Consider the following 22,050-nt stretch of genomic DNA (forward strand, 5'->3'; position numbering starts at 1 on the left):
GGGGTGCGACAAAATGCGCGAGGGAGTCATCGATGCTCCTCGCGCTCGAGGTTCTGACAGCCAATCGCGGTGCTCACCTCTCCTACAGGAGAGGTGAGCAGGTTACTTCGCCCACTCGCCCTTGCGGAACACCGGCACCTTGCTGCCGTCGGCGAGAATGCCGTCGATGTCGGTCTCGGCCGAGCCGATCATCCAGTCGATATGGATCAGGCTCTGGTTGCCGCCCTGCGCGGCGATCTGCTGCGGCGTGAGCTGCGCGCCGTTGACGAAGCATTTCGAGTAGCACTGGCCGAGCGCGATGTGGGACGCCGCGTTCTCGTCGAACAGCGTGTTGTAGAACAACAGTCCGCTCTGCGAGATCGGCGAGGAATGCGGCACCAGCGCCACCTCGCCGAGGCGGCGCGCGCCCTCGTCGGTGTCGAGCACCTTGTTCAGCACCTCCGCGCCGCGCGAGGCCTTTGCGTCGACGATCTTGCCGTCCTCGAAGCGCACCGAGATGTTATCGATCAGGGTGCCCTGGTAAGACAGCGGCTTCGAGCTCACGACGTGGCCGTAGACGCGGCGGCAATGCGGCGTGGTGAAGACCTCTTCGGTCGGAATGTTGGCGTTGCAGCTGATGCCGTTCTTGGAGAGCGAGGCGCCGCCTTCCCATTCATGGCCATCGGCAAGTCCGATGGTGAGGTCGGTGCCCGGCCCCGAATATTGCAGCGCGCGGAAACGCTGGCCATTGAGCCAGTTGGTGCGCTCGCGCAGGACCGCATTGTGGCTCGCCCAATTGCTAATCGCGTCCTCACGGTCGACGCGGGACGCCGCAAAGATTGCATCCGCGAGCTTGCCGATTGCGGCGTCCTCAGGGTCGTCAGGAAACACCTGCCTGGCCCAGGAAGGGCTCGGATAAGCGATGATGTTCCAGTTGGTATCGAAATTGACGATTTTTTCCAGCGCCGGTTGATAGGCCATGGAATTGGCCTTGCTGGCGCGCGCCACCTTGGAGGGATCCTCGCCCGACAGCAGCATCGGATTGTCGCCGACGATGGCGAGCCGTGCGGTGTTGTCCGAGAATGCCTTGGCCATGCCCTCATACAGCCAGCCGGCAGCACGATCGAAACTATCGTCGTGGCCGTGGCGGTAGCGCGCCAGCGTCATCTCCTCATCCGACAGGATCGGCGTTACGATGCCGGCGCCGGCCTTGTAGGCGTGCACGGCGATCCGCCGCACCAGCGGCAGTGCGACCGCAGGCGCCGTCAGAAGAAGATCCTGCCCCGGCCGCAAACCCAGCCCCACCTTCACCGCCACCTCGGCCAGCCGGTCGAGTTTCGCGGGATTGATGGGAGTAGCGGAATTGCGGTGATCAGTCATACGGGGCCCTCTGCCGAAAGTCTCTCGTTCAATCTAAGCCCAGGATCGCGAGGCGCAAGTGCGCGAGCACCTTGCGGCAGGGAGAGATACGCAGTTTCACGCATATTGGTTTTCAACGCGTTGCCGATTTCAGCACCCGGTCAACCATGGCGGGCGCAAGGCCGAGGTAATTTCTTGGCGAGGTGAGTGCCTCGATTGTGGCACGGTCGATGCAGTTCAAGACGCGGGAGTCGGATGAAAGCGCATCCGCCAGCGAGAGACTTTTCTCATTGGCGAGCCGGCAGGCGTCATAGACCATGTCATGCGCCTCCTGCCGCCCGATTTGCGGCGCGAGCCCCATCATGACCGCTTCGGCCACGATCAGGCCGCGGCTGATGGCGAGATTGTCATTCATCTTCGCCTCGTCCACGATGAGGCCTGCGAGCGCAAACTTCGCCTGGTGCAGCGCGCCGGCGGTCAGCACGAAGCTTTCTGGGATTGCCATCCATTCGGCGTGCCAGGGGCCGGTGGCGCGCTCGAAATCCTGCACCATCGCATCCAGCATCAGGCCTGCATGCTGGCGCACCGCCTTGGACGCCGCAAGCATCAGTTCGGAGGAGATCGGGTTGCGCTTCTGCGGCATGGTGGAGGAGGCGCCGCGCCCCTTGACGAAGGGTTCGTAGAGCTCGGCAAACTCGGTCGAAGCCATGATCATGATGTCGAGCGCTATCTTGCCGAGCGAGCCGGTGACGAGCGCCAGGAAGTTCACGGCCTCGGCAAAGCCGTCGCGCGCGACGTGCCAGGTCGAGGCGGGAACGCCGAGCTTCAGCTCGGCGCAAAGCGCCTCCTGCACCTCGAATCCCTTGTCGCCGAGCGAAGCCAGCGTGCCGGCAGCGCCGGCAAACTGGCCGACCAGGACGCGCGGCCTCAACTGCGTCAGACGCCCGGCATGACGGTCGAACATCGCGAGCCAGATCGCGGTCTTGTAGCCAAACGTCACTGGCAGCGCCTGCTGCAGATGGGTGCGGCCCGCCATCGGCGTATCGCGATATCGCTTGGACAGGTCTGCAAGAATGCGGCGCAGTTCGGCAATGTCCCTTTCGACGATTTCGAGCGCGGCACGCAGTTGCAGGACCACCGCGGTGTCCATGATGTCCTGCGTGGTCGCGCCCCAATGCACGTAGCGGCCAGACTCGCCGCACTGCTTCACCATCTGATGCACCAACGGCAGGATCGGATAGCCGACGATGTCGGTCTCCTGCCGCAACAGATCGAAATCGAGCGCGGCAACATTGGTCCGGGCCGCGATCTGATCGGCGGCGTCCTGCGGTATCACGCCGCATCTGGCCTCTGCCTTCGCCAACGCGACCTCGACCTCGGCATAGCGCGCCACCAGCGCGATATCGGAGAACACCTCCCGCATCTCGGGCGTGCCGAAGGCGTCCCGGAACAGCATGGAGTCGAGCACGGTGGTCCCAGTGGGAAAAGCGGGCATGGGCATTTCTTCGTGGTTGGAGTGTTCTGTGTGAAGGCAGCTTACGCGGGCCATGCTATTCGACAATGCCTGCCATACGACCGATGTCGTCCTGGCGGATGCCCGTGGGCATTCGCCGGGCATTCGCCAGACGACGCTGGGGAGATGTCCGACACTGCCGACGTCGCTACGCTTGCGGATTAAGCCAGCGGCAATCCGCGCCAAGCCTCCACATTCTGTCGAGGTCGTGTTCCCATCCGAAAACAGCATAGTTGGCATCACGCGATCGTGGTGAACCTGACAGTCCCTTCGTCGGACTTACAGGTTTCAAGTCGAAATCAATTTTAATTTTTGTATTGCCTGATGTCGTTGTGAGGACTGAGTTTTCGACGTGCAATTTCTGTTCCGGGACCATCTTCTCGATACCGACCGGCGCGAGCTGAGCCGCGAGCAGGTTCCCGTTGCCGTGGAACCTCAGGTTTTTGACCTAGTCGTGCATCTCATGGAGAACCGCGACCGGGTGGTCAGCAAGGGTGAGCTGATCGACAAGATCTGGCACGGCCGCAGCGTCTCCGAATCGACGCTGACCAGCCGGATCAACGCGGCACGCAAGGCGATCGGTGACAATGGCGCGAACCAGGCGCTGATCCGCACCATCGCGCGCAAGGGCTTTCGCTTCGTTGGCGACGTCGAGGCAAAGCGCGGCGCGGCCGTTCAGGAACCCGGCCCCGCGGCGCCGTTGGCGCAGACCACGCTCGCGCTACCCGACCGGCCCGCAATCGCCGTGCTGCCCTTCACCAACATGAGCGGCGACCGCGAGCAGGACTATTTCTCCGACGGCATCAGCGAGGATATCATCACCGCCCTGTCGAAGCTGCGCTGGTTCTTCGTCGTCGCGCGCAACTCGTCCTTTGTCTACAAGGGGCGCGCTGTGCACGTCCACGAGGTCGCACGCGAGCTCGGCGTGCGGTACGTGATCGAAGGCAGCGTGCGGCGTAGCGGCGAGCGCCTGCGTATCTCGGCGCAGCTCAACGATGCCTCGACCGGCAGCCATCTGTGGGCCGAGCGCTACGACCGCGAGCTCGCCGACGTCTTCGCCGTGCAGGACGAGATCACCGAGGCGATCGTCGCGGCGATCGAACCGCAGCTCTACGCCGCCGAGAGCTTTCGCGCCCAGCAGAAGCCGCCGGGCAGCCTGGATGCCTGGGATCTGGTGATGCGCGCATTGTCGCGTTACTGGCGCATCACGCGCGAGGACAATGCCGCTGCGCAGGAGCTGCTGGAAAAGGCAATCGCGATCGATCCCGCCTATGGCAAGGCGCTGGGCCTGCTCGCGACCAGCCGCATCTTCGGTGCGCATATGGGCTGGGCGGAAATGGCTGCAACCGTGCCGGTCGCCGAACGCGCGGCGCTGGCGGCGGTGGAAGCCGATCGCGACGATGCCTGGGCGCATCACGGCCTCGCCTATACTTATCTGTTCCGCCGCCGCTTCGAGGACGCATTGGCGGAGTTCGATCTGGCTCTCAAGCTCAATCCGAATTTCGCGATGGCGTACGCCTTCTACGGTGTGACGCTGTGCTACGCGGGACGATGGCAGGACGGCGACGCCGCCGCGCGCCGTGCGTTGCGGCTGAGCCCGCGCGATCCGCTCGCCGGGATCTATGGTGGAGTTGCGGCCTACGCCCGGTTCATCGGCCGCGACTACGAAGGAGCCGTGCAGATGGCGCGCGAATCGCTGCGGCAACGCAGCGATTTCGTCGGCGCGCATCGTGTGCTGACAGCCGCGGCCGGTATGTCGGGAAACGCGGCCCTTGCCGCGTCCGCCCTGCACGGCCTGCGCCGCGCCCAGCCCGGCATTTCGCTTGCCTGGATCACGCGCGAGCTGCCGATGCTACGCGACGAGGATCGCGCGCATTACCTGGAAGGATTGCGGCGCGCAGGGATGAGGTAGCTCGCCACAGCTTACCCTGCCCTGGGGGCCTCCAGGGGAGGGTCAGAAAAGTCCTACTCCTGCATCATCTCGCCGCTGCCGCCGAACTCGGCAGGAAAGTCCTTCAGCTTGGGCAGGCCATCGCGCATCGGCAGCACCGTCTCGGCATAATTGACGTGGACGCCTGGCGAAAATGCGAGCGTGGGGATGGTGGCGGTGAAGACGTCCACCAGGCCGAGCGGCGGGTGGTTGGTCATGAGATGACCGCCGCACTTCTTGCAATATTTGCGTTGGCTGAGCGGCGTCTTGGCGAAGGTCTCGACGTTCTGGGCGCCTTCGGTGATGCGCACCGCCTCGGGCTTCCACAGGCTGAAGGCATTCACCGGTCCGCCCGACCACGACCTGCAAGAACGGCAATGGCAATAGCCCATCGCCTCCGGCTCGCCCGTGACCTCGATCGTGACTGCGCCACAGAAGCAGTTTCCGAGATGTTTCATTTTGCTCGTCTCCATTGGGATCGATATTGCTGGTCGGGCCAGCCACGCGTCCTCCTTTCGGTGGACGCCTGGCGCGAGGCGAAGACTATACCGATCTGCGCCAGGGAATAAGCATCGACACGCGTTGTTTGTACTGCCGGTACTCGTCCCCGAAGAGAGCGACGAGGTCGCGCTCCTCCAGCGCGATGCCGACGAAGATGTAGAGCGTGGTCACGGCGGCGAACAGCAGATGGCCCGCGGTCATGACCGGCGCCGCCCAGAACGCGATGATGAAGCCGAGATAGATCGGATGACGAACGAACTTATAGAGCAGCGGCGTCTTGAACCGCGCAGGCGCCGCTTCCTTGCCGACGAGATGGTTGGTCACCTGATGCAGGCCGAACAGTTCGAAATGGTTGATCATGTAGGTCGAGGTGAACACCAGCACCCAGCCTGCGAAGGACAGCGTGACCAGCGTCACTGCAAAATCGGGATCCTGGACCTCCCATACGACCGAAGGCAGCGGCCGCCACTGCCAGAACAGGAGCAGCAACGACAGGCTCGCCAGCAGCACATAGGTGCTACGCTCGACTGGCTTCGGGACGAACTGCGTCCACCACGCCTTGAAGCTCTGACGCGCCATCACGCTGTGCTGGATGGCGAACAGGGTCATCAGGAGGAGATTGATGATGACCGCCTCAAGCGGGGGCGTGGCGGTTCCGGTGTCGATGGTCTTCGGCACGACCAGCCCCATCACGAAGCCGATGGCGTAGAGAATGGTGACGAAAAACACGAGATATGCCGCAATTCCGTACAGAAAGGCGGCGAACTTGAACATGCGTGAGCCCGCAACAGCCGGGCTGATCGAATGAACCTGATCAATCTGAGACATGGAAAGCTCCGTTGTGCCAAAACATCGGCACTATGTGGTCGCCCCACCATGCGCTTCGGACGGGCCCGAGACTTTCGCCGACAATTGATTTTCGCCTGAGATGCCATTGATTTTTGCTTGAGACGACACAAAACGTGCGATTTTGCTTTGAAGACAACGTGCTCGACGGCGACCTGCGGGAACTCACCTGCGCCGGTGTCGCCGTGCCGTTGCAGCCGCAGGTGTTCGATCTGTTGCTCTATCTGGTTGCTCAACGCGCGCGTGTGGTCAGCAGGGATGACCTGATCAGCCAGATCTGGAGCGACCGCATCGTCTCCGATTCCGCCCTGAACAGCCGGATCAACGCTGCGCGCAAGGCGATCGGCGACGACGGCGCCACCCAGCGGCTGATCAAGACCATTCCGCGCAAAGGCTTTCGTTTCGTCGGCGAGGTTCAGGAAGAGGTGGCGGCTTCGCCTGCGCCCGCTATATCCGTTCCTGCCCGGCCGCACACCGTCTCGGATCGCCCGGCAGTCGCGGTGCTCGCCTTCGAGAACATGAGCGGCGATCCCGCGCAGGACTATTTCGGCGACGGCATCAGCGAGGACATCCTCACCGCGCTGTCGAAACAGCGCTGGTTCCTGGTGATCGCCCGCAACTCGTCCTTCACCTACAAGGGACGCGCGGTCCACATCAGGCAGATCGCCGAGGAACTCGGCGTCCGCTACATCGTCGAGGGCAGCGTGCGCAAGGCGGACAACCGGGTGCGCATCACCGCACAGCTCAACGATGCCACATCAGGCAGCCATCTCTGGGCCGAGCGCTACGACCGCGAGCTGATCGACGTCTTTGCCGTGCAGGACGAGATCACCAACGCGATCGTGGCGGCGGTCGAGCCGCAGATCCACGCGGCCGAAAATTTTCGCGCTCACCGCAAGCCGCCTGCGAGCCTGGATGCCTGGGATCTGCTGATGCGGGCACTGTCACACTATTGGCGCGTGACGCGGCAGGATCACGAGGCCGCTCGGACGCTGCTGGAGCGCGCGATCGGAATTGATCCGAATTATGGTCAGGCGCTGTCGGTGTTGGCGGCAAATCATATGTTCGGCGTGCATCTCGGCTGGGCCAAGCTTGCTGCGGTGGCGCCAGTGGCGGAAGCCGCCGCGCTCGCTGCCGTGCGCTGCGACCATGAGGACGCCTGGGCGCATGCCGCGCTGGGGAGCGTCCTGTTCTCGACACGCAGGCTGGCCGACGCACTGTCCGAGTTCGAGCAGGCGCTCGCGCTCAATCCGAACTTCTCGCTGGCGCAGGGCTATTACGCGCTGGCACTGTCTTATGCCGGACGCTCGAAGGAATCGTTCGAGGCGGCGCAGACGGCAATCCGGCTCTCGCCGCGCGATCCCTCGCTGGCGATCTATCACGGCATTGCCGGCTATGCGCGCTTTACCGAGCGGCACTATGACGAGGCGATCGCGCTCGCGCGCGAGGCGATCCGCCACCGCGGCGACCTCACCGGCGCCTACCGCGTGCTCGCGGTCTCCGCCGGCATGACCGGGGACGCAAAGCTGGCAGAGATCGCGCTGGGCGAACTCCGCCGCGCCCAGCCCGGCATCTCGCTCCACTGGATCGCGACGCAACTGCCGTGGGCCAATGACGCCGACCGCGAGCACTATCTAGAAGGATTTCGGCGGGCGGGGTTGCGATGACGGGCCTGCCCACGACGCTGTGTCGCTAGCCGCACCGGTCATGTCGGCCAACGACCGACATGACCGGTACACAGCGATATGAGGCAGATAAATCAAAACAGGACGCGCTGTGCATTTTTTGTGCGAACGTTGTCGCGACTTTCATCTTGCGGCGCCGAGCGAGACTATGTGAGCCTCGCTACCGGATGGGGACTGGGATGGGCCGGCCGTCGCTTTGCGCGCGAGGACGTTGCGAAGCGTTAACGGCTGACCTCGCTTGAGAAAGATACGACATGCCGAAACGAGTGTTGCTTGGTCTCCTCCTGGCTTGCGGCCTCACGGCCCCGGCGCTGGCGCAAGAGCCGAAAACAGGGGGCGTGATCAATGCCGTAATCCAGCCCGAGCCGCCCGGCCTGATGCTTGCAATGGTCCAGAACGGTCCGACCCAGATGGTGTCGGGCAACATCTTCGAGGGGCTGCTGCGCTACAGCCCCAAGCTCGAGCCGCAGCCGGAGCTCGCCGAGAGCTGGAGCGTAAGCGAGGACGCGAAAACCTACGCCTTCAGGCTCAGGAAGGGCGTGACCTGGCACGACGGCAAGCCCTTCACCGCCGCAGACGTGCTGTTCTCGGTCGAGATGCTGAGGCAGACCCACGCGCGCGCCCGCAACAACCTCGCCCAGGTCGACAAGGTCGAGGCGCCCGACGACTACACGGTGGTCTTCACGCTGAAGCAGCCGTTCGGCCCGTTCCTCGGCATCTTCGAGGTTGGCTCGATGCCGATGGTGCCGAAGCATCTGTATGAAGGCACCGATTTCAAGACGAATCCCTACAACAACGCGCCCATCGGCACCGGCCCCTTCATGTTCAAGGAGTGGCAGAAGGGCTCGTTCATCCGCCTGGTCAAGAACCCGAACTATTACGAGAAGGGCAAGCCTTATCTCGACGAGATCTACTGGCAGATCATTCCCGACGCCGCGGCCCGCTCGGTGGCGTATGAGACCGGCAAGGTCGACGTGCTGCCCGGCGGCTCGGTCGAGAACTTCGACGTGCCGCGGCTGTCCAAGCTGAAGGACACCTGTGTCACCGGCGCCGGCTGGGAGTTCTTCTCGCCGCTGGCCTGGCTCTGGCTCAACAACCGCCAGGGTCCGCTCGCGGACAAGCGGGTGCGGCAGGCGGTCATGTATGCAATCGACCGCGATTTCGCCAAGGATGTCATCTGGAACGGGCTCGGCAAGGTCGCGACCGGCCCGTCCGCCTCGACCATCAAATATTACACCGACGACGTGAAAAAGTACCCGTACGATCCGGCCAAGGCCAAGGCGCTGCTGAAGGAAGCCGGCTACAAGGGCGAGAAGATCCGCCTGTTGCCGCTGGCCTATGGCGAAACCTGGCAGCGCTGGGGTGAAGCGGTGAAGCAGAACCTCCAGGACGCCGGTATCAACATCGAGACGATTGCCACCGACGTTGCTGGCGGCAACCAGAAGATCGGCGAGTGGGACTATGACATCGCCTTCACCTATCTCTATCAGTACGGCGATCCCGCACTCGGGGTAGGACGCAATTACGTCTCCAGCGCCATCGCCAAGGGCCAGGTTTTCAATAACGTCGAAGGCTACTCCAACCCGGAGATCGACAAGCTGTTCGCCGACGGTGCTGTCGCGACCCCGGACTCCAAGCGCAAGGAGATCTATGAGAAGGCGCAGAAGATCCTGGTCGAAGACGTGCCGGTGGCCTGGATGCTCGAGCTGCAATTCCCGACCATCATGCGCTGCAAGGTCAAGAACCTGATCACCACGGGAATCGGGGTCAATGACGGCTTCAAGGACGCATGGCTCGACAAGTGATGGTGCAGGCCGCACGCTTGTTTCACCTCCCCCGCTTGCGGGGGAGGTCGACGCGCTTGCAGAGCGCGGCGGGAGAGGGCTTTCTCCACCCGGTGTCATCTCTGCGGAAATACCCTCTCCCCTGCCCTCTCCCGCAAGCGGGAGAGGGAGCGCACGGCGATCGCCGCTGCGTTCAACCTGATCTGATCGCCATCTAATTATGCTCTCCTTCGTCGCTCAGCGTGTCCTAAAGGGCGTGATCGTCCTGCTCGCGATCATCGTTCTCAATTTCTTCCTGATCCGACTTGCGCCCGGCGACCCTGCGGTGGTGATGGCGGGCGAAGCCGGCGCCAGCGACCCGATCTTCGTGAAGCAGCTCCGGGAAAAGTTCGGCCTCGACAAGCCAATGCCCGAGCAGCTCTTCATCTACGTCAAGGGCGTCGTCACTCTCGACCTCGGCTTCTCCTTCCGCCAGCAGGCACCGGTCGCAAAGCTGATCGGCGAACGGCTGCCGGCGACGCTACTGCTGACACTGACCGCCTTCACGATCTCGCTCGTGCTCGGCATCCTCTTCGGCACCTTCGCCGCGCGCTTTGCCGGAACCTTCCTCGACACGGCCATTACCGTCTTTGCACTGATTTTCTACGCCATGCCGATCTTCTGGGTGGCGCTGATGGGGATCCTGCTGTTCTCGGTCACCATGGATTGGCTGCCGAGCTTCGGCTACGAGACAGTCGGCGCCAATCTCACCGGCCTTGCCCACGCGATCGACGTCGCAAAGCACCTGATCATGCCGGCGATGACCCTCGGGCTGTTCTTCATGGCGACCTACACCCGCATGACGCGCGCCTCGATGCTCGAGGTGAAGCGGCTCGACTTCATCAAGACCGCGCGCGCCAAGGGCCTGTCCGACGCCGTGATCCAGCGCCGCCACGTGCTGCGCAACGCTCTGCTGCCGGTAGTGACGCTCGCCGGCGTGCATTCCGGCACGCTGATCGGCGGCGCCGTCATCACCGAGACCGTGTTCGCCTGGCCCGGCATCGGTCGGCTGATGTACGACGCGCTACTCCAACGCGACTACAACCTACTGCTCGGCGTCTTCGTGATCTGCTCCGCCATGGTGCTGATCTTCAACCTCATCACCGACCTGGTCTACCGCCTGGTCGACCCGCGCATCGAATTCGCCTCATGAAGCAATTTTGGAAATCGATGTTGAAGAGCCCGAGCGGCGTCATTGGGCTCGTCATCCTGCTGCTTGCGATCTCGGTCGCGGTGTTCGGGCCGATGCTGTTCCCGAACTCGCCCTGGCGCATGGTGCAGCGGCCGTTCCTGCCGCCCTTCACGCTGCAGGCCGTGCCGCTCGGCACCGACGCGCTCGGCCGCGACGTGTTCGCCGGCATGATCTTCGGCGCACGCGTCTCGCTGCTCGTTGGCCTTGTCTCGACGCTGGTAGCCCTGATCGTCGGCGTGCCGATCGGCGCGATGGCCGGCTATTTCGGCGGCAAAGTCGACGATGCCTTGATGCGCTTCACCGAATTCTTTCAGACTATTCCAAGCTTCGCGCTCGCGATCGTGCTGGTCGCAATCCTGCAGCCCTCGATCTATTCCATCGTGGCCTCGATAGCGGTGGTGAGCTGGCCGCCGGTCGCCCGCCTCGTGCGCGGCGAGGTGCTGTCGCTGCGCACGCGCGAATATGTCCAGGCCGCGGTAGTCACGGGACAGAGCAACACCTGGATCATTTTGCGCGAGATCCTGCCGAACGCACTGTCGCCCGTGATCGTGCTGGCCTCGCTGATGGTGGCGACTGCAATCCTCTTGGAATCCTCGCTGTCGTTCCTTGGCCTCGGCGATCCCAATCTGATCTCCTGGGGCTACATGGTCGGCGCCGGCCGGACCGTGATCCGCCAGGCCTGGTGGATCACCGTGTTTCCCGGCGTGGCCATCCTGATCTCGGTGCTCGGCCTCAATTTGATCGGCGAAGGCCTAAACGACGCGCTCAATCCGCGACTGTCGCGGGAGGGGCGCTGACGATGACCGCACCGCCCGCCATCTCCATCAAGAGCCTGAGGATCGCGCTGCCCAAGGGCGCCGAGCGTCCGTTCGCCGTCGACGGCGTCTCGCTCGATTTGCAGCCCGGCAAGATCGTCTGCGTCGTCGGCGAGTCCGGGTCCGGCAAGTCGATGTGCGCGCATGCGCTGATGGGCCTGTTGCCGGACACCGTGTCGGTCACCTCCGGCGAGGTCCAGTTCGAAGGCCGCGACCTGCTCAAGCTGGGCGACGACGGCTGGCGCGATCTGCGCGGCCGCAGGCTCGCGATGATCTTTCAGGAACCGATGACCGCGCTCAATCCGTTGATGCGGATCGGCGACCAGATGGCGGAGATGTTCGAGGCCCATGGCCAGCTCACGCCGAAGGAGCGGCGCGCAAGAGCACTCGCGTTGGCGCGCGAGGTCGGCCTGCCCGACCCCGAGCGGATCGTGCGCGCCTACCCGCACCAGCTCTCCGGCGGCCAGCGCCAGCGCGCCATGATCGCCATGGCGCTCGCGCTTGAGCCCGCGGTGCTGGTCGCCGACGAGCCGACCACTGCGCTCGACGTCACCACGCAGGCACAAATTCTCGATCTGATCCGCAATCTCCAGCGCAACCGCAACATGGCGGTGATGTTCATCACCCACGATTTCGGCGTGGTCGCCGACATCGCCGACCAGGTCGTGGTGCTCCGACACGGCAAGGTGGTCGAGGAAGGTCCCGCTGCGACGGTTTTCCACGATCCGCAGCACGACTACACCAAGGCACTGCTCGCCGCCGTGCCGTCGATGGACCCGCCGGTGCGCAAACTGCTCGACGATCAGGCCCGGGCCGTCGAGGTGATCGGACTGGACAAGACCTACGTCACGTCGGGCGGCTGGTTTCGCGAGGACCGCCGCGTCGAGGCGGCGCGCGAGGTCAATTTCAACATCCTCAAGGGCGAGACGCTCGGCCTCGTCGGCGAATCCGGCTCCGGCAAGTCGTCGGTGGCACGGCTCGTGATGCGGCTGATCGAAGCCGACCGCGGCACGGTGCGGATCGGCGACACCGATCTCACCTCTCTTTCGGGCAGGGCGCTGCGCGCCGAACGGCATCGCATCCAGATGATCTTCCAGGATCCGTTCGCCTCGCTCAATCCGCGGCGCAAGATTGGCCACATCATCGCCGACGGCCCGATCGCGGCCGGCACCGATCCGAAGGTCGCGCTCGACCGCGCTCGCGATCTCCTCAGGATGGTCGGCCTCGACGCCGGCGCCCTCGAGCGCTATCCGCACGAATTCTCCGGCGGCCAGCGCCAGCGTATCGGCATTGCGCGCGCGCTCGCGCTCGAGCCCGAGATCATCGTCGCAGATGAAGCCGTCTCCGCCCTCGACGTCTCCGTGCAGGCGCAGGTGTTGAAGCTGCTCGAAGACCTCAAGGCGCGCCTCGGCCTTTCGATGCTGTTCATCACCCATGATCTGCGCGTCGCGGCGCAAATCTGCGACCGCATCGCGGTGATGCAGCGCGGCGCCATCGTCGAACTCAAGCAGACCGCGCAGCTCTTCGCCGCGCCCGAGCACGCCTATACGCGTGAACTGCTGTCGGCGGTACCGGGGCGAAAGGCGCGCGCGCCGGCGGCATGAGCGATCGTCGTGACGGGTTCGCCGAGCTGCAAGATTGTTCCAAAAACTTGCGGGTGATGCCGGCGAAACATCTTTGGTCGATCGGCATTTGCTTTGCAGAGACTGCCTTGCCGGTGCGGCAAGAGTAAGCTGTCATCGGCGTTCGCTCGCGCGGTAATTGCAGCAGCGCGATAAGAACGGTGAACAGCCCGTACCTGGCGCAGGAACACCCGGACGTTGGGACGCCCGCGCGGTCACGGGCTTTTTATTCCGTCGTGAACGGGGACGTCGTTTCAAAAGCCGAGGGGACGCCATAGATACGATTAGATGATTGTTATCATCTCATGACCTGCTTGCCCCACTGACATTCGGAGCCAACATGGGTGAAGTTATTCGATTTGTCTCAAGATCTGAGCGCGAGCGCGCGCGCCTCATTCAGGAGGCACGCGCAATCTACGACAGCATCTTTCCGCCATCTGATCCGGTCAGCAATGGGCAGGATAAAGCAACGGGCCGCACGATCAGCGGCGGCGATAGGGGTAACCTTTCGTGATCAAGATCATTGCCGTGCTTTGCAGTCTCTCCTCTCCGACCAATTGCCATGAGCAGATTGTCACCAGCTCGGACTTTGCTCAGGTCTCGGTGCAGTCCTGCCTGATGGGCGCCCCGCAGCTTGCGGAATGGATGAACCAGCATCCGGCTGAGCGCCTGGCGGCATGGCGTTGCGTGATTGGGAAGCAGGATCGCAGGGGAATCTAACGAGGAAGATTTTCGTCCTTGGCGAATGATCACCCGGGACGGCTCCATTAAACCACACCGTGACGACAACCCATCGCTGGGCTAACCTCGCCCCCCTTTGTCCATGAGGGGGAAGCCAGATGGAGGTCGCCAGCCTCATTCTTCCCGTGTTCGCGATCATCGTCACCGGCTGGCTGGCAGGCGAGTTCGGCTCTCTCTCCCGCTCGCTTGCCGATGCCCTGGTGCACTTTGCTTACAACGTGGCGATGCCGGCGCTCCTGATCGTCACGATCGCGCGGGAGCCGGCCCGCAACCTGCTGGAATGGCGCTTCCTGCTCGCATTCGGCGGCGGTTCACTGATCTGCTTCGGGATGGTGTTTCTGGCGGTCCGCGCGGGTGGCAAACACGATATCGCCAGCAGCACCATTCATGGGATGGCGGCGGCAATGACCAATACCGGGTTTGTCGCGCTGCCGATCCTGCACGTGATCTACGGCCAGCCCGCCGTCCTGCCCGCCGCGGTAGCGACAGTGTTCGTGGCCGCCGTAATGTTTCCGATCACGGTCATCCTCCTGAAAGGACGCGACCCGCACGAGCCCGCCCATCCCACGGGACTGGCAAAGCAGATCCTGCTCAATCCGATGGTGCTGTCGACGCTCATTGGGCTGGTGTGGGCGATCACGGGCTTGCCGATTCCGGCGCTGGTCGCGACCTATCTGAACATGATCGCTGCAGCGCTCACGCCTTGCGCGCTGTTTGCCATCGGACTTGGTTTGTCCGTTGAGGGCCTGCGATCCAACCTGAAGGCATCGTTTGCGCTCGCGGCGGTGAAACTGGTGGTCATGCCTCTGATCGTCTACGGGCTCTGCGTGATCTTGGGACTCGATCCTCTCTACACGGTCGCCGCTGTCGTCTGCGCGGCCGTGCCGACGGCGAAAACCGTGTACGTCCTCGCGCATGAGCACAAGGTTGACGAGAAGCTGGTTGCGGCCACGGTCTCGATCACGACGATGCTGTCCGTCGCAACGTTGCTGGTCGCGCTGTATCTGCTCTCCGGCCTCGCGATTGGCGTCCGCTGACCGGCATCGGTCTATCTCGTGGTGTTGCTCCAGGTGGGGACCGAGTTGGTCACGCCGACCGAGGGCCAATTGTACGAGCCGACCGACGGCGCCGTGACGGTGCCGACCGTCTGTCCGGACGACCCATAGGACGCGCTCGGCTGCGCTGACGGCGTTCCGGCACCGCCATAGGTCGGCGCCACCACACCGTTGCTGTAATGTCGGCTCGATCGGGCTTTCTTCGCTTCAGCCGCAAAGGGCACGGCAAGCAGCCCGGCAGTGACGAGTGCGGCAATGGCGAGTTTGATGGTTGTCATGGCCTGATCCTTTCGCCCCGTGCCCGGTATGCCAAGTGTTCATTCATCGGAAAATTTCCATAGGTCTGCGTTCATAACTCCGTGCGCGCGCGAACGTGCCGGGCTGCGCTCGCCGCCTTCGGATGAACCCGAATCAGCGCTAGTGCATTGGCTTCAGTGACTTTCCTGGACGCAAGCAGCATGACCGGCGCCGAACTGAAGCAACTCCGCAACGACCTCTCCGACGCCCTTGAGCGCAAGCTCACCGCGGCCGACATGGCCAGGCTGTGCGGGCTGCCGGAGAAAGGCGGCGCCGAGACCATAAGGCGCTGGGAGGTCAGCGGCCCGACACCAGCGGCGACCAAGGTGCTGCGCGTGCTCGCGATGGCAAGCGAGCGCTATCCGATCCTGGAGAAGTTCGACATCTTCGATCGTCACGACGTGCGCGAGGAAGACCGCCCGGCAAAGCGCGCGGCCTTTCGTGCTCAGATGCGCGACGAGGCGCGGCGACGTCTTGGTTAAGAGGAGGCGCCCGCAAGTTACCGGCGACGCGCGAAGTTAAGCCTTCCTTCAGCATTTCTTAAGGCGCCATTAAGCACGAAAATCATTTGCGGCCCAGTAGGTTAGGTTGGGGCCCGCTGTGCCATGCATGTGACAGCATTTTCGTCAAAAGCGAGCTATCTGCAAAACCAACGACGGCGCGAAAGCGCGCCTGCCGGGGACCTTACGTGTTGGAGTTCAAGACGATGAAGAAGATTCTGTTTGCGACCGTTGCGCTGCTCGTGCTGGGCGCGGCCGCGCCGGCCGTCGGCGCCGATCTCGGTAACCGCAACTACTACAAGGCACCCGCGCCGGCCTATGCTGCACCGATCTACAACTGGACCGGTTTTTACATCGGCGGCCATGTCGGCGGTGCGTTCTCCAGCGACAACAATTTCAACGGTCTCTCCACCGGCAACAATGGCAACGGCCGTTTCCTCGGCGGTGTGCAGGTCGGTGCGGACTGGCAGTTCAACCCGAACTTCGTCGTCGGCGTCGAAGGCCAGTATTCCTGGCTCTCCGGCAGCGTCGGCGCGGTGTTCCCGGGCGGCATCGCCTACACCAACGACCAGCGCGGGCTCGGCTCGATCACCGGCCGGGTCGGCTACACCTGGGGTCCGGGCCTCCTCTATGTGAAGGGCGGTTATGCCTATTCGGACAACAACGAGAGAGTGACTGTTGGCGGCGTACCATCCGGCTTCATCATCGATGGCGATCATCGCAACGGCTACACCGTCGGCGCCGGCCTCGAATACATGTTCGCACCGAACTGGTCGGCCAAGGCCGAGTACCAGTACTACAACTTCGGCGATGCGCACTTCACCGCGGGCCCGCTGGTCGGCACCGGCAACTTCACCACCGACGACCATACCTTCAAGGCGGGCCTCAATTACCGCTTCAACTGGGCCAGCCCGGCCGTCGCGCGCTACTGAGCGTTAGCAAAACGTTATCATCACGAAGGGCCGGCGATGTTGCCGGCCCTTCTTTTTTCGCCCTGCGGAACGCGCGCAACCGATTGCACAGATTGCGATTTTTTAACCGGCGTGCCCGATACTCCCGGCCACAAAACAGAAGCAAGGGCGCGGGGGAATTTCGATGGCGATCCGTTTCAGTCTCGGCCGATTCAAGCCGCGTTTCAAACTGCCGAAATGGGGCGTGCGCGGCAGCCTGTTCGCGGCCTTCGCAGTGATCGCCGGCATGGGCCTCGTGATTTCGGCCGGCGCCGGCCTGGCGCTGCAGAAACTCGGCGGGCGCATGACTGAACTGAGCGGACGGGACATTCCGCGCCTTGCGGCGAGCCTGCAATTGTCGGCCTTGAGCGCGAGCCTTGCGGCACAGGGACCTGCCCTGCTTGCGGCTCAAACCGAGGACGCCCTGAACGAGCGCACCAAGAAGCTGAAGGAACTGCAGGAGCAGACGCAGCAGAAGCTCAATTAGATCATCGAGCTCGGCGGCGACAAGGCCGTCGTCTCCGGTCTCGGCGAGACGATGAAGAGCATCAACGAGGCGGCCCAGAGCCTGGCCAAGGCTGCCCGCGAACGGCTGGACATCGCGGCCCTGCATGACAAGCAATATGACGCGCTACGCAACGCGCAGGGCGCGTTCGTCGGCGCGGCCAGTCCGGCGATGCTGGACGCGCAGACCCGGGTCAACGCCATTCTCGGCTCTGCCGACCTGTCCGCTGCAGATGCCACTGACGCCGCGCAGACCGTCGGCCAGCTCGGCAACGTCGTCGCCAGCGGCAATCTCGCAGCCGCCGACATGAGCGCGGCGCTCTCGGCGAACACGAGCGACAAGCTCGATGACATCCAGAAGGAATTCAAGACGGCACAGGGTCGCTTGCGGTCCAACCTCGATCTGTTGCCGGACAATCAGGGCAACAAGATGCTGCGCGAGACCGCAGAAAAGCTGCTCGCGCTCGGGACCGGCAAGTCCGGCGTATTCAATTTGCGCGAGAAGGAGCTCGACTCCGTCGATTACGGCCAGACCATCCTGGACGAGACCCGCAAGCTCAATGTCGGCCTCGGCATCAGCGTGCAGCAGCTCGTCGACGCCGTGCAGAAAGAGACCAACACGTCGACCTTCCAGGCGCGGCAGGAGATTTCGCTCGCCACGACGGCGATGCTGGCGCTGGGCGCCATGATGTTGGTCGGCTCGGCGCTGTTCGTCTGGCTCTATGTCGGCCGCAACATCCTCCGCCGCATCAGCGGCCTCCAGCGCGCCATGCAGCTGCTCTCGGCCGGCGATCTCGACACCGAGATCGCACGCGCGAAGCACAACGACGAGATCGGCGCGATGACCGATACGCTTCACGTGTTCCGCGACAGCATGATCGAAGCCCGGTCGCTGGCCAGCGAGCAGGACAAGGATCGTGCAGCGAAAGCCGAACGTGCCGCGCGGATGGAGGCGAAGATCGCCGAGTTTGAAAGCACTGTCCGCTCCGCGCTCGACAATCTCGCGCAATCAGCCAATTCGATGCAATCGACGGCGCAGAGCATGTCGAATACCGCGGACCAGTCCAACGCGCTGGTGAACGCGGTCGCCTCCGCCGCGGAGGAAACCTCCGTCAACGTGCAGACGGTCTCGGCCGGCACCGAGCAGCTGTCGTCCTCGATCGCCGAGATCAGCCGTCAGGTGGTGACCTCGGCGGAGATCGCCAAGAAGGCGGTCGACGAGGCCGGCGCCACTGACGCGACGGTGCAGAGCCTCGCCGACAGCGCGAGCCGCATCAATGTCGTCGTCGATCTGATCCAGACCATCGCCTCGCAGACCAACCTGCTCGCCCTCAACGCCACCATCGAGGCGGCACGCGCGGGCGAGGCTGGCCGCGGCTTCGCAGTGGTCGCGTCCGAGGTGAAGAGCCTTGCGAGCCAGACCGCCAAGGCGACGGAAGAAATCCGCACCCAGATCGCCAGCATGCAGGAGATAACGACCTCGGCGGTCGGTGCCATCCAGGGCATCGGCCGGATCATCGGCGAGATCAACGACGTCACCACGACGATTGCGGCTGCGGTCGAGCAACAGGGCGCCGCTACCCGCGAGATCGCCCGCAACATCCAGCACGCCGCCGGCGGCACCAGCGAGGTCTCCAGCAACATCGTCGGCGTCTCCACGGCGTCTGCCGAGGCCGGCGCTGCGGCAGGCGAAGTGCTGAACGCCTCCGATGCACTGCGCCGCGAGGCCGACATGCTGCGCGGGGAGATCGACGCGTTCCTCAACAACATGCGCGCGGCCTGATCGTCATTCCGGGACGCCTCGAAGAGGCGGGCCCGGAATCTCGCACCACAATCTCCGGATTCCGGGTTCGCGCTTGCGCGCGCCCCGGAAGGACAGCGTTTTTTTGCCGGCTTCAACCGAGACGCGGAAAAACCGCTGCCGGTATGACGGCCATGCGACGGTCGACTCCCATCCTTTTCGGCTGGCGCCCCGCGCGCCGCGGGTTTAAGCCGGTAGCATGAATTCGAAAACCGACACCGCGCAGTCCTCGGCCGAGGCCTTGCGCTACCCTTGGGAACAGCATCCCGGCCCCGAAGAGGTGGTTGAGGTGCGGCCCGGTGTGCTGTGGGCGCGGCTGAAACTGCCGTTCCGCCTCAATCACGTGAACATCTACCTGCTCGCCGACGGCGACGGCTATGCCATGATCGATGCCGGCTTCGGCAACCAGGAGACGATCGAGGCCTGGACAAAGCTGTTCAAGGGCCCGCTGAAAGGCGTCAACATCACGCGGCTGATCGTCACCCACTCGCACCCCGATCATGTCGGTCTCGCCGGGTGGATCGTCGAACGGTTCAACTGCCCGCTGGTGATGTCGCAGGTCGAATATCTGCAATCGGTCTATCACCAGAACCGCGGCACCGAGGAGCGGCGCGAGGCGCAGCGGCTGTTCTTCCGCCGCCATGGCATGGACGAATCGCTCACCGAAAAGCTGCTCGGTCGCGGTCAGGATTATCTCAAGCGCGTCTCCGTGCTGCCGCCGTCTTACCGCCGCATCTCCCATGGCGACGACGTCGTGATCGGTTCACGCCGCTTCAAGGTGATCACCGGCGGCGGGCACGCGCTCGACCAGGTGATGCTGTATTGCGCCGACGACAAGCTGTTCCTCTCCGCCGACCAGGTGCTGAGCAAGATCTCGCCGAATGTCAGCGTCTGGGCGGTCGAGCCCGACCAGAACTCGCTCGGCGAATATCTGGCCTCGCTCGCCAGCCTCACCACGACGCTCCCCTACGACGTGCTGGTGCTGCCTGGCCACGGCGTGCCGTTTTACGGCTTGACGACCCGGATCAAGCAGCTCGCCGACCACCACGAGGAGCGCTGCCGCCTGATCGCGGAAGCCTGCCGCGAGGTGCCGCAGACCTCGCGCGCCTTGGTGCCCGTCGTATTCAACAAGCATGTGTTGGACGAGCATCAGATGGGCTTTGCCGCCGGCGAACTGGTTGCCCATGTCAACTATATGATCGTCGAGGGCCGGTTGAGGGCGGAGACGCAGGACGGCGTGTTGCAGTTCAGGACGACCTGAGTTTGCCTTCGCCTCTCCCCGCTTGCGGGCAGAGGCCGGAATTCAAGCGCCGCTTGAGGCGATGGCGTCGGCCGGCTCCGCAATGATAGACGGAGCGGGCGCCGTGGACAAAATGTCCACGGCAGCCCCACCTTCCCGGCAACTCCGGTCCGGGCCGCAAGTGCGCGCTAGGCACTTGATCCAAATCAACAATCGTGGCCGGGCCGGCGTTATCAATTGGCACGCTCGCCTTGCCGCAAATGTGAGCAGGTGCATGGACATCGGAGCTGGAAAAGCTCTAAAAATTGAACGGCCGCCTTGGGCCGGGTTCCGCTGCAGGTTTGCCGATGGATTACAACGAGTTCTTCAGTTCCGCCCTCGACCGTCTTCACACCGAGCGGAGGTACCGCGTGTTCGCCGATCTGGAGCGCACGGCCGGCCGGTTCCCACACGCGGTCTGGCATTCGCCGAACGGCAAACGCGACGTCGTGATCTGGTGCTCCAACGATTATCTCGGCATGGGTCAGCACCCGAAGGTGGTCGGCGCCATGGTCGAGACCGCAACCCGCGTCGGCACCGGGGCCGGCGGCACCCGCAACATCGCCGGCACGCATCATCCGCTGGTCCAGCTCGAGGCCGAGCTGGCCGATCTCCATGGCAAGGAAGCCGCACTGCTGTTCACCTCGGGTTACGTCTCGAACCAGACCGGCATCGCCACCATCGCAAAACTCATTCCGAACTGCCTGATCCTGTCGGACGAGCTCAACCACAATTCGATGATTGAGGGCATCCGACAGTCCGGCTGTGAGCGGGTTGTGTTCCGCCACAACGATCTTGCCCATCTTGAAGAGCTGCTGAAAGTGGCCGGCCCGAACCGGCCGAAACTGATCGCCTCCGAGAGCCTTTATTCGATGGATGGCGACATCGCGCCGCTCGCCAAGATCTGCGACCTCGCTGAAAAGTATGGCGCGATGACCTATGTCGACGAGGTCCACGCGGTCGGCATGTACGGCCCGCGCGGCGGCGGCATTGCCGAGCGTGACGGGGTCATGCATCGCATCGACATCCTCGAAGGCACGCTGGCGAAAGCTTTCGGCTGCCTTGGCGGCTACATCGCCGCCAACGGTCAGATCATCGACGCCGTGCGCTCCTATGCGCCGGGCTTCATCTTCACCACCGCGCTACCGCCGGCGATCTGCTCGGCCGCGACCGCCGCGATCAAGCACCTGAAGACCTCGAACTGGGAGCGTGAGCGCCACCAGGACCGCGCCGCCCGCGTCAAGGCGATCCTCAATGCCGCCGGCCTGCCGGTGATGTCGAGCGACACCCATATCGTGCCGCTGTTCGTCGGCGATCCCGAGAAGTGCAAGCAGGCCTCCGACCTTCTGCTCGAGGAGCACGGCATCTACATCCAGCCGATCAACTATCCGACCGTCGCCAAAGGCACCGAACGACTGCGCATCACGCCCTCGCCCTATCACGACGACGGTCTGATCGATCAGCTCGCCGAAGCCCTGCTGCAAGTGTGGGACCGCCTGGGCCTGCCGCTGCGCCAGAAGTCGCTGGCGGCGGAGTAGGGTTCGCTTCCACCCTCCCCTGGAGGGGGAGCGTCGGCTCACATTGAGCGCAGCGAAATGGAGCCGGGGTGGGGTGACAGTCTCTCCACCTCGAACGCTGCCCGTATCGAGAGATCACCC

The 22,050-nt window shown here is 63.8% G+C and carries 18 protein-coding genes and 1 pseudogene; 14 read left to right on the forward strand and 5 right to left on the reverse strand.

What is annotated here, in order from left to right:
• Window positions 1–102: 102 nt before the first annotated feature.
• The gene (locus IVA96_RS32525; protein ID WP_247281718.1) at window positions 103–1,359 is read right to left on the reverse strand and encodes an aminopeptidase; all 1,257 of its coding nucleotides are present in this window, start codon (window positions 1,357–1,359) and stop codon (window positions 103–105) included.
• A 112-nt stretch (window positions 1,360–1,471) separates the two neighbouring features.
• Window positions 1,472–2,833: a 3-carboxy-cis,cis-muconate cycloisomerase gene (gene pcaB / locus IVA96_RS32530; protein WP_247281719.1), complete on the reverse strand. Its 1,362-nt coding sequence runs from the start codon at window positions 2,831–2,833 to the stop codon at window positions 1,472–1,474.
• 370 nt (window positions 2,834–3,203) lie between these two features.
• Here pcaB and IVA96_RS32535 point away from each other — a divergent pair, with 370 nt between their 5' ends.
• Window positions 3,204–4,763, forward strand: coding sequence for a winged helix-turn-helix domain-containing protein (locus IVA96_RS32535; RefSeq protein WP_247281720.1), 1,560 nt, complete (start codon window positions 3,204–3,206; stop codon window positions 4,761–4,763).
• A 53-nt stretch (window positions 4,764–4,816) separates the two neighbouring features.
• Here the strand turns inward: IVA96_RS32535 and IVA96_RS32540 are convergent, their stop codons facing one another.
• A complete protein-coding gene (locus IVA96_RS32540) occupies window positions 4,817–5,239 on the reverse strand; it encodes a GFA family protein (RefSeq protein WP_247281721.1) in 423 nt (140 codons plus the stop codon).
• An 85-nt stretch (window positions 5,240–5,324) separates the two neighbouring features.
• Entirely contained in the window at window positions 5,325–6,110 is a 786-nt protein-coding gene (mddA, locus tag IVA96_RS32545) for a methanethiol S-methyltransferase (protein WP_247281722.1), read from the reverse strand.
• A gap of 134 nt (window positions 6,111–6,244) precedes the next feature.
• On the opposite strand from mddA, the gene IVA96_RS32550 reads away from it, so the two are divergent.
• The 8 genes from IVA96_RS32550 (at window position 6,245) to IVA96_RS32585 (ending at window position 15,043) form a co-directional block, all read left to right on the forward strand.
• Complete coding sequence (locus IVA96_RS32550; protein ID WP_247281723.1) at window positions 6,245–7,795, forward strand: winged helix-turn-helix domain-containing tetratricopeptide repeat protein; 1,551 nt, start codon at window positions 6,245–6,247, stop codon at window positions 7,793–7,795.
• A 272-nt stretch (window positions 7,796–8,067) separates the two neighbouring features.
• A complete protein-coding gene (locus IVA96_RS32555; RefSeq protein ID WP_247281724.1) occupies window positions 8,068–9,618 on the forward strand; it encodes an ABC transporter substrate-binding protein in 1,551 nt (516 codons plus the stop codon).
• A gap of 199 nt (window positions 9,619–9,817) precedes the next feature.
• A complete protein-coding gene (locus IVA96_RS32560; protein WP_247421666.1) occupies window positions 9,818–10,789 on the forward strand; it encodes an ABC transporter permease in 972 nt (323 codons plus the stop codon).
• Window positions 10,786–11,625, forward strand: coding sequence for an ABC transporter permease (locus tag IVA96_RS32565; protein ID WP_247281726.1), 840 nt, complete (start codon window positions 10,786–10,788; stop codon window positions 11,623–11,625). The genes IVA96_RS32560 and IVA96_RS32565 overlap by 4 nt, the downstream gene beginning before the upstream one ends.
• A gap of 2 nt (window positions 11,626–11,627) precedes the next feature.
• Window positions 11,628–13,247, forward strand: coding sequence for an ABC transporter ATP-binding protein (locus IVA96_RS32570; protein WP_247421668.1), 1,620 nt, complete (start codon window positions 11,628–11,630; stop codon window positions 13,245–13,247).
• Between the two features lie 358 nt (window positions 13,248–13,605).
• On the forward strand, window positions 13,606–13,779 hold the full coding sequence (locus IVA96_RS32575) for a hypothetical protein (protein WP_247281728.1): 174 nt from the start codon (window positions 13,606–13,608) through the stop codon (window positions 13,777–13,779).
• The gene (locus tag IVA96_RS32580) at window positions 13,776–13,985 is read left to right on the forward strand and encodes a hypothetical protein (RefSeq protein WP_247281729.1); all 210 of its coding nucleotides are present in this window, start codon (window positions 13,776–13,778) and stop codon (window positions 13,983–13,985) included. Before IVA96_RS32575 ends, IVA96_RS32580 begins: the two co-directional genes overlap by 4 nt.
• A 119-nt stretch (window positions 13,986–14,104) precedes the next feature.
• A complete protein-coding gene (locus tag IVA96_RS32585; RefSeq protein ID WP_247421671.1) occupies window positions 14,105–15,043 on the forward strand; it encodes an AEC family transporter in 939 nt (312 codons plus the stop codon).
• An 11-nt stretch (window positions 15,044–15,054) separates the two neighbouring features.
• On the opposite strand, the gene IVA96_RS32590 is transcribed toward IVA96_RS32585, so the two are convergent.
• Window positions 15,055–15,339 carry a hypothetical protein gene (locus tag IVA96_RS32590; protein WP_247281731.1) on the reverse strand — a complete coding sequence of 95 codons (285 nt, stop codon included), beginning with the start codon at window positions 15,337–15,339 and terminating at the stop codon, window positions 15,055–15,057.
• 180 nt (window positions 15,340–15,519) lie between these two features.
• Here IVA96_RS32590 and IVA96_RS32595 point away from each other — a divergent pair, with 180 nt between their 5' ends.
• From IVA96_RS32595 to hemA, 5 genes and pseudogenes are all read left to right on the forward strand, one after another.
• Entirely contained in the window at window positions 15,520–15,840 is a 321-nt protein-coding gene (locus tag IVA96_RS32595; RefSeq protein WP_247281732.1) for a hypothetical protein, read from the forward strand.
• 224 nt (window positions 15,841–16,064) lie between these two features.
• Window positions 16,065–16,790, forward strand: a complete 726-nt coding sequence (locus tag IVA96_RS32600; RefSeq protein WP_247281733.1) for an outer membrane protein — start codon at window positions 16,065–16,067, stop codon at window positions 16,788–16,790.
• Window positions 16,791–16,953: 163 nt separating this feature from the next.
• Window positions 16,954–19,095 (forward strand): annotated as a pseudogene (locus IVA96_RS32605) (HAMP domain-containing methyl-accepting chemotaxis protein).
• Window positions 19,096–19,312: 217 nt separating this feature from the next.
• Window positions 19,313–20,374, forward strand: coding sequence for an MBL fold metallo-hydrolase (locus IVA96_RS32610; RefSeq protein WP_247421674.1), 1,062 nt, complete (start codon window positions 19,313–19,315; stop codon window positions 20,372–20,374).
• 326 nt (window positions 20,375–20,700) lie between these two features.
• Window positions 20,701–21,930: a 5-aminolevulinate synthase gene (hemA, locus tag IVA96_RS32615; RefSeq protein WP_247421676.1), complete on the forward strand. Its 1,230-nt coding sequence runs from the start codon at window positions 20,701–20,703 to the stop codon at window positions 21,928–21,930.
• Window positions 21,931–22,050: the final 120 nt, after the last annotated feature.

This window comes from Bradyrhizobium sp. 159 (genome assembly GCF_023073795.1).
GTDB lineage: Bacteria > Pseudomonadota > Alphaproteobacteria > Rhizobiales > Xanthobacteraceae > Bradyrhizobium.

What these genes read in the sequence shown, in the direction of transcription:
- IVA96_RS32525 (WP_247281718.1), bottom strand. Translation starts at nt 1,359, where the DNA reads ATGACTGATCACCGCAATTCCGCTACTCCCATCAATCCCGCGAAACTC.
- pcaB (WP_247281719.1), bottom strand. Translation starts at nt 2,833, where the DNA reads ATGCCCGCTTTTCCCACTGGGACCACCGTGCTCGACTCCATGCTGTTC.
- IVA96_RS32540 (WP_247281721.1), bottom strand. Translation starts at nt 5,239, where the DNA reads ATGAAACATCTCGGAAACTGCTTCTGTGGCGCAGTCACGATCGAGGTC.
- mddA (WP_247281722.1), bottom strand. Translation starts at nt 6,110, where the DNA reads ATGTCTCAGATTGATCAGGTTCATTCGATCAGCCCGGCTGTTGCGGGC.
- IVA96_RS32555 (WP_247281724.1), top strand. Translation starts at nt 8,068, where the DNA reads ATGCCGAAACGAGTGTTGCTTGGTCTCCTCCTGGCTTGCGGCCTCACG.
- IVA96_RS32560 (WP_247421666.1), top strand. Translation starts at nt 9,818, where the DNA reads ATGCTCTCCTTCGTCGCTCAGCGTGTCCTAAAGGGCGTGATCGTCCTG.
- IVA96_RS32565 (WP_247281726.1), top strand. Translation starts at nt 10,786, where the DNA reads ATGAAGCAATTTTGGAAATCGATGTTGAAGAGCCCGAGCGGCGTCATT.
- IVA96_RS32570 (WP_247421668.1), top strand. Translation starts at nt 11,628, where the DNA reads ATGACCGCACCGCCCGCCATCTCCATCAAGAGCCTGAGGATCGCGCTG.
- IVA96_RS32575 (WP_247281728.1), top strand. Translation starts at nt 13,606, where the DNA reads ATGGGTGAAGTTATTCGATTTGTCTCAAGATCTGAGCGCGAGCGCGCG.
- IVA96_RS32585 (WP_247421671.1), top strand. Translation starts at nt 14,105, where the DNA reads ATGGAGGTCGCCAGCCTCATTCTTCCCGTGTTCGCGATCATCGTCACC.
- IVA96_RS32590 (WP_247281731.1), bottom strand. Translation starts at nt 15,339, where the DNA reads ATGACAACCATCAAACTCGCCATTGCCGCACTCGTCACTGCCGGGCTG.
- IVA96_RS32595 (WP_247281732.1), top strand. Translation starts at nt 15,520, where the DNA reads ATGACCGGCGCCGAACTGAAGCAACTCCGCAACGACCTCTCCGACGCC.
- IVA96_RS32600 (WP_247281733.1), top strand. Translation starts at nt 16,065, where the DNA reads ATGAAGAAGATTCTGTTTGCGACCGTTGCGCTGCTCGTGCTGGGCGCG.
- IVA96_RS32610 (WP_247421674.1), top strand. Translation starts at nt 19,313, where the DNA reads ATGAATTCGAAAACCGACACCGCGCAGTCCTCGGCCGAGGCCTTGCGC.
- hemA (WP_247421676.1), top strand. Translation starts at nt 20,701, where the DNA reads ATGGATTACAACGAGTTCTTCAGTTCCGCCCTCGACCGTCTTCACACC.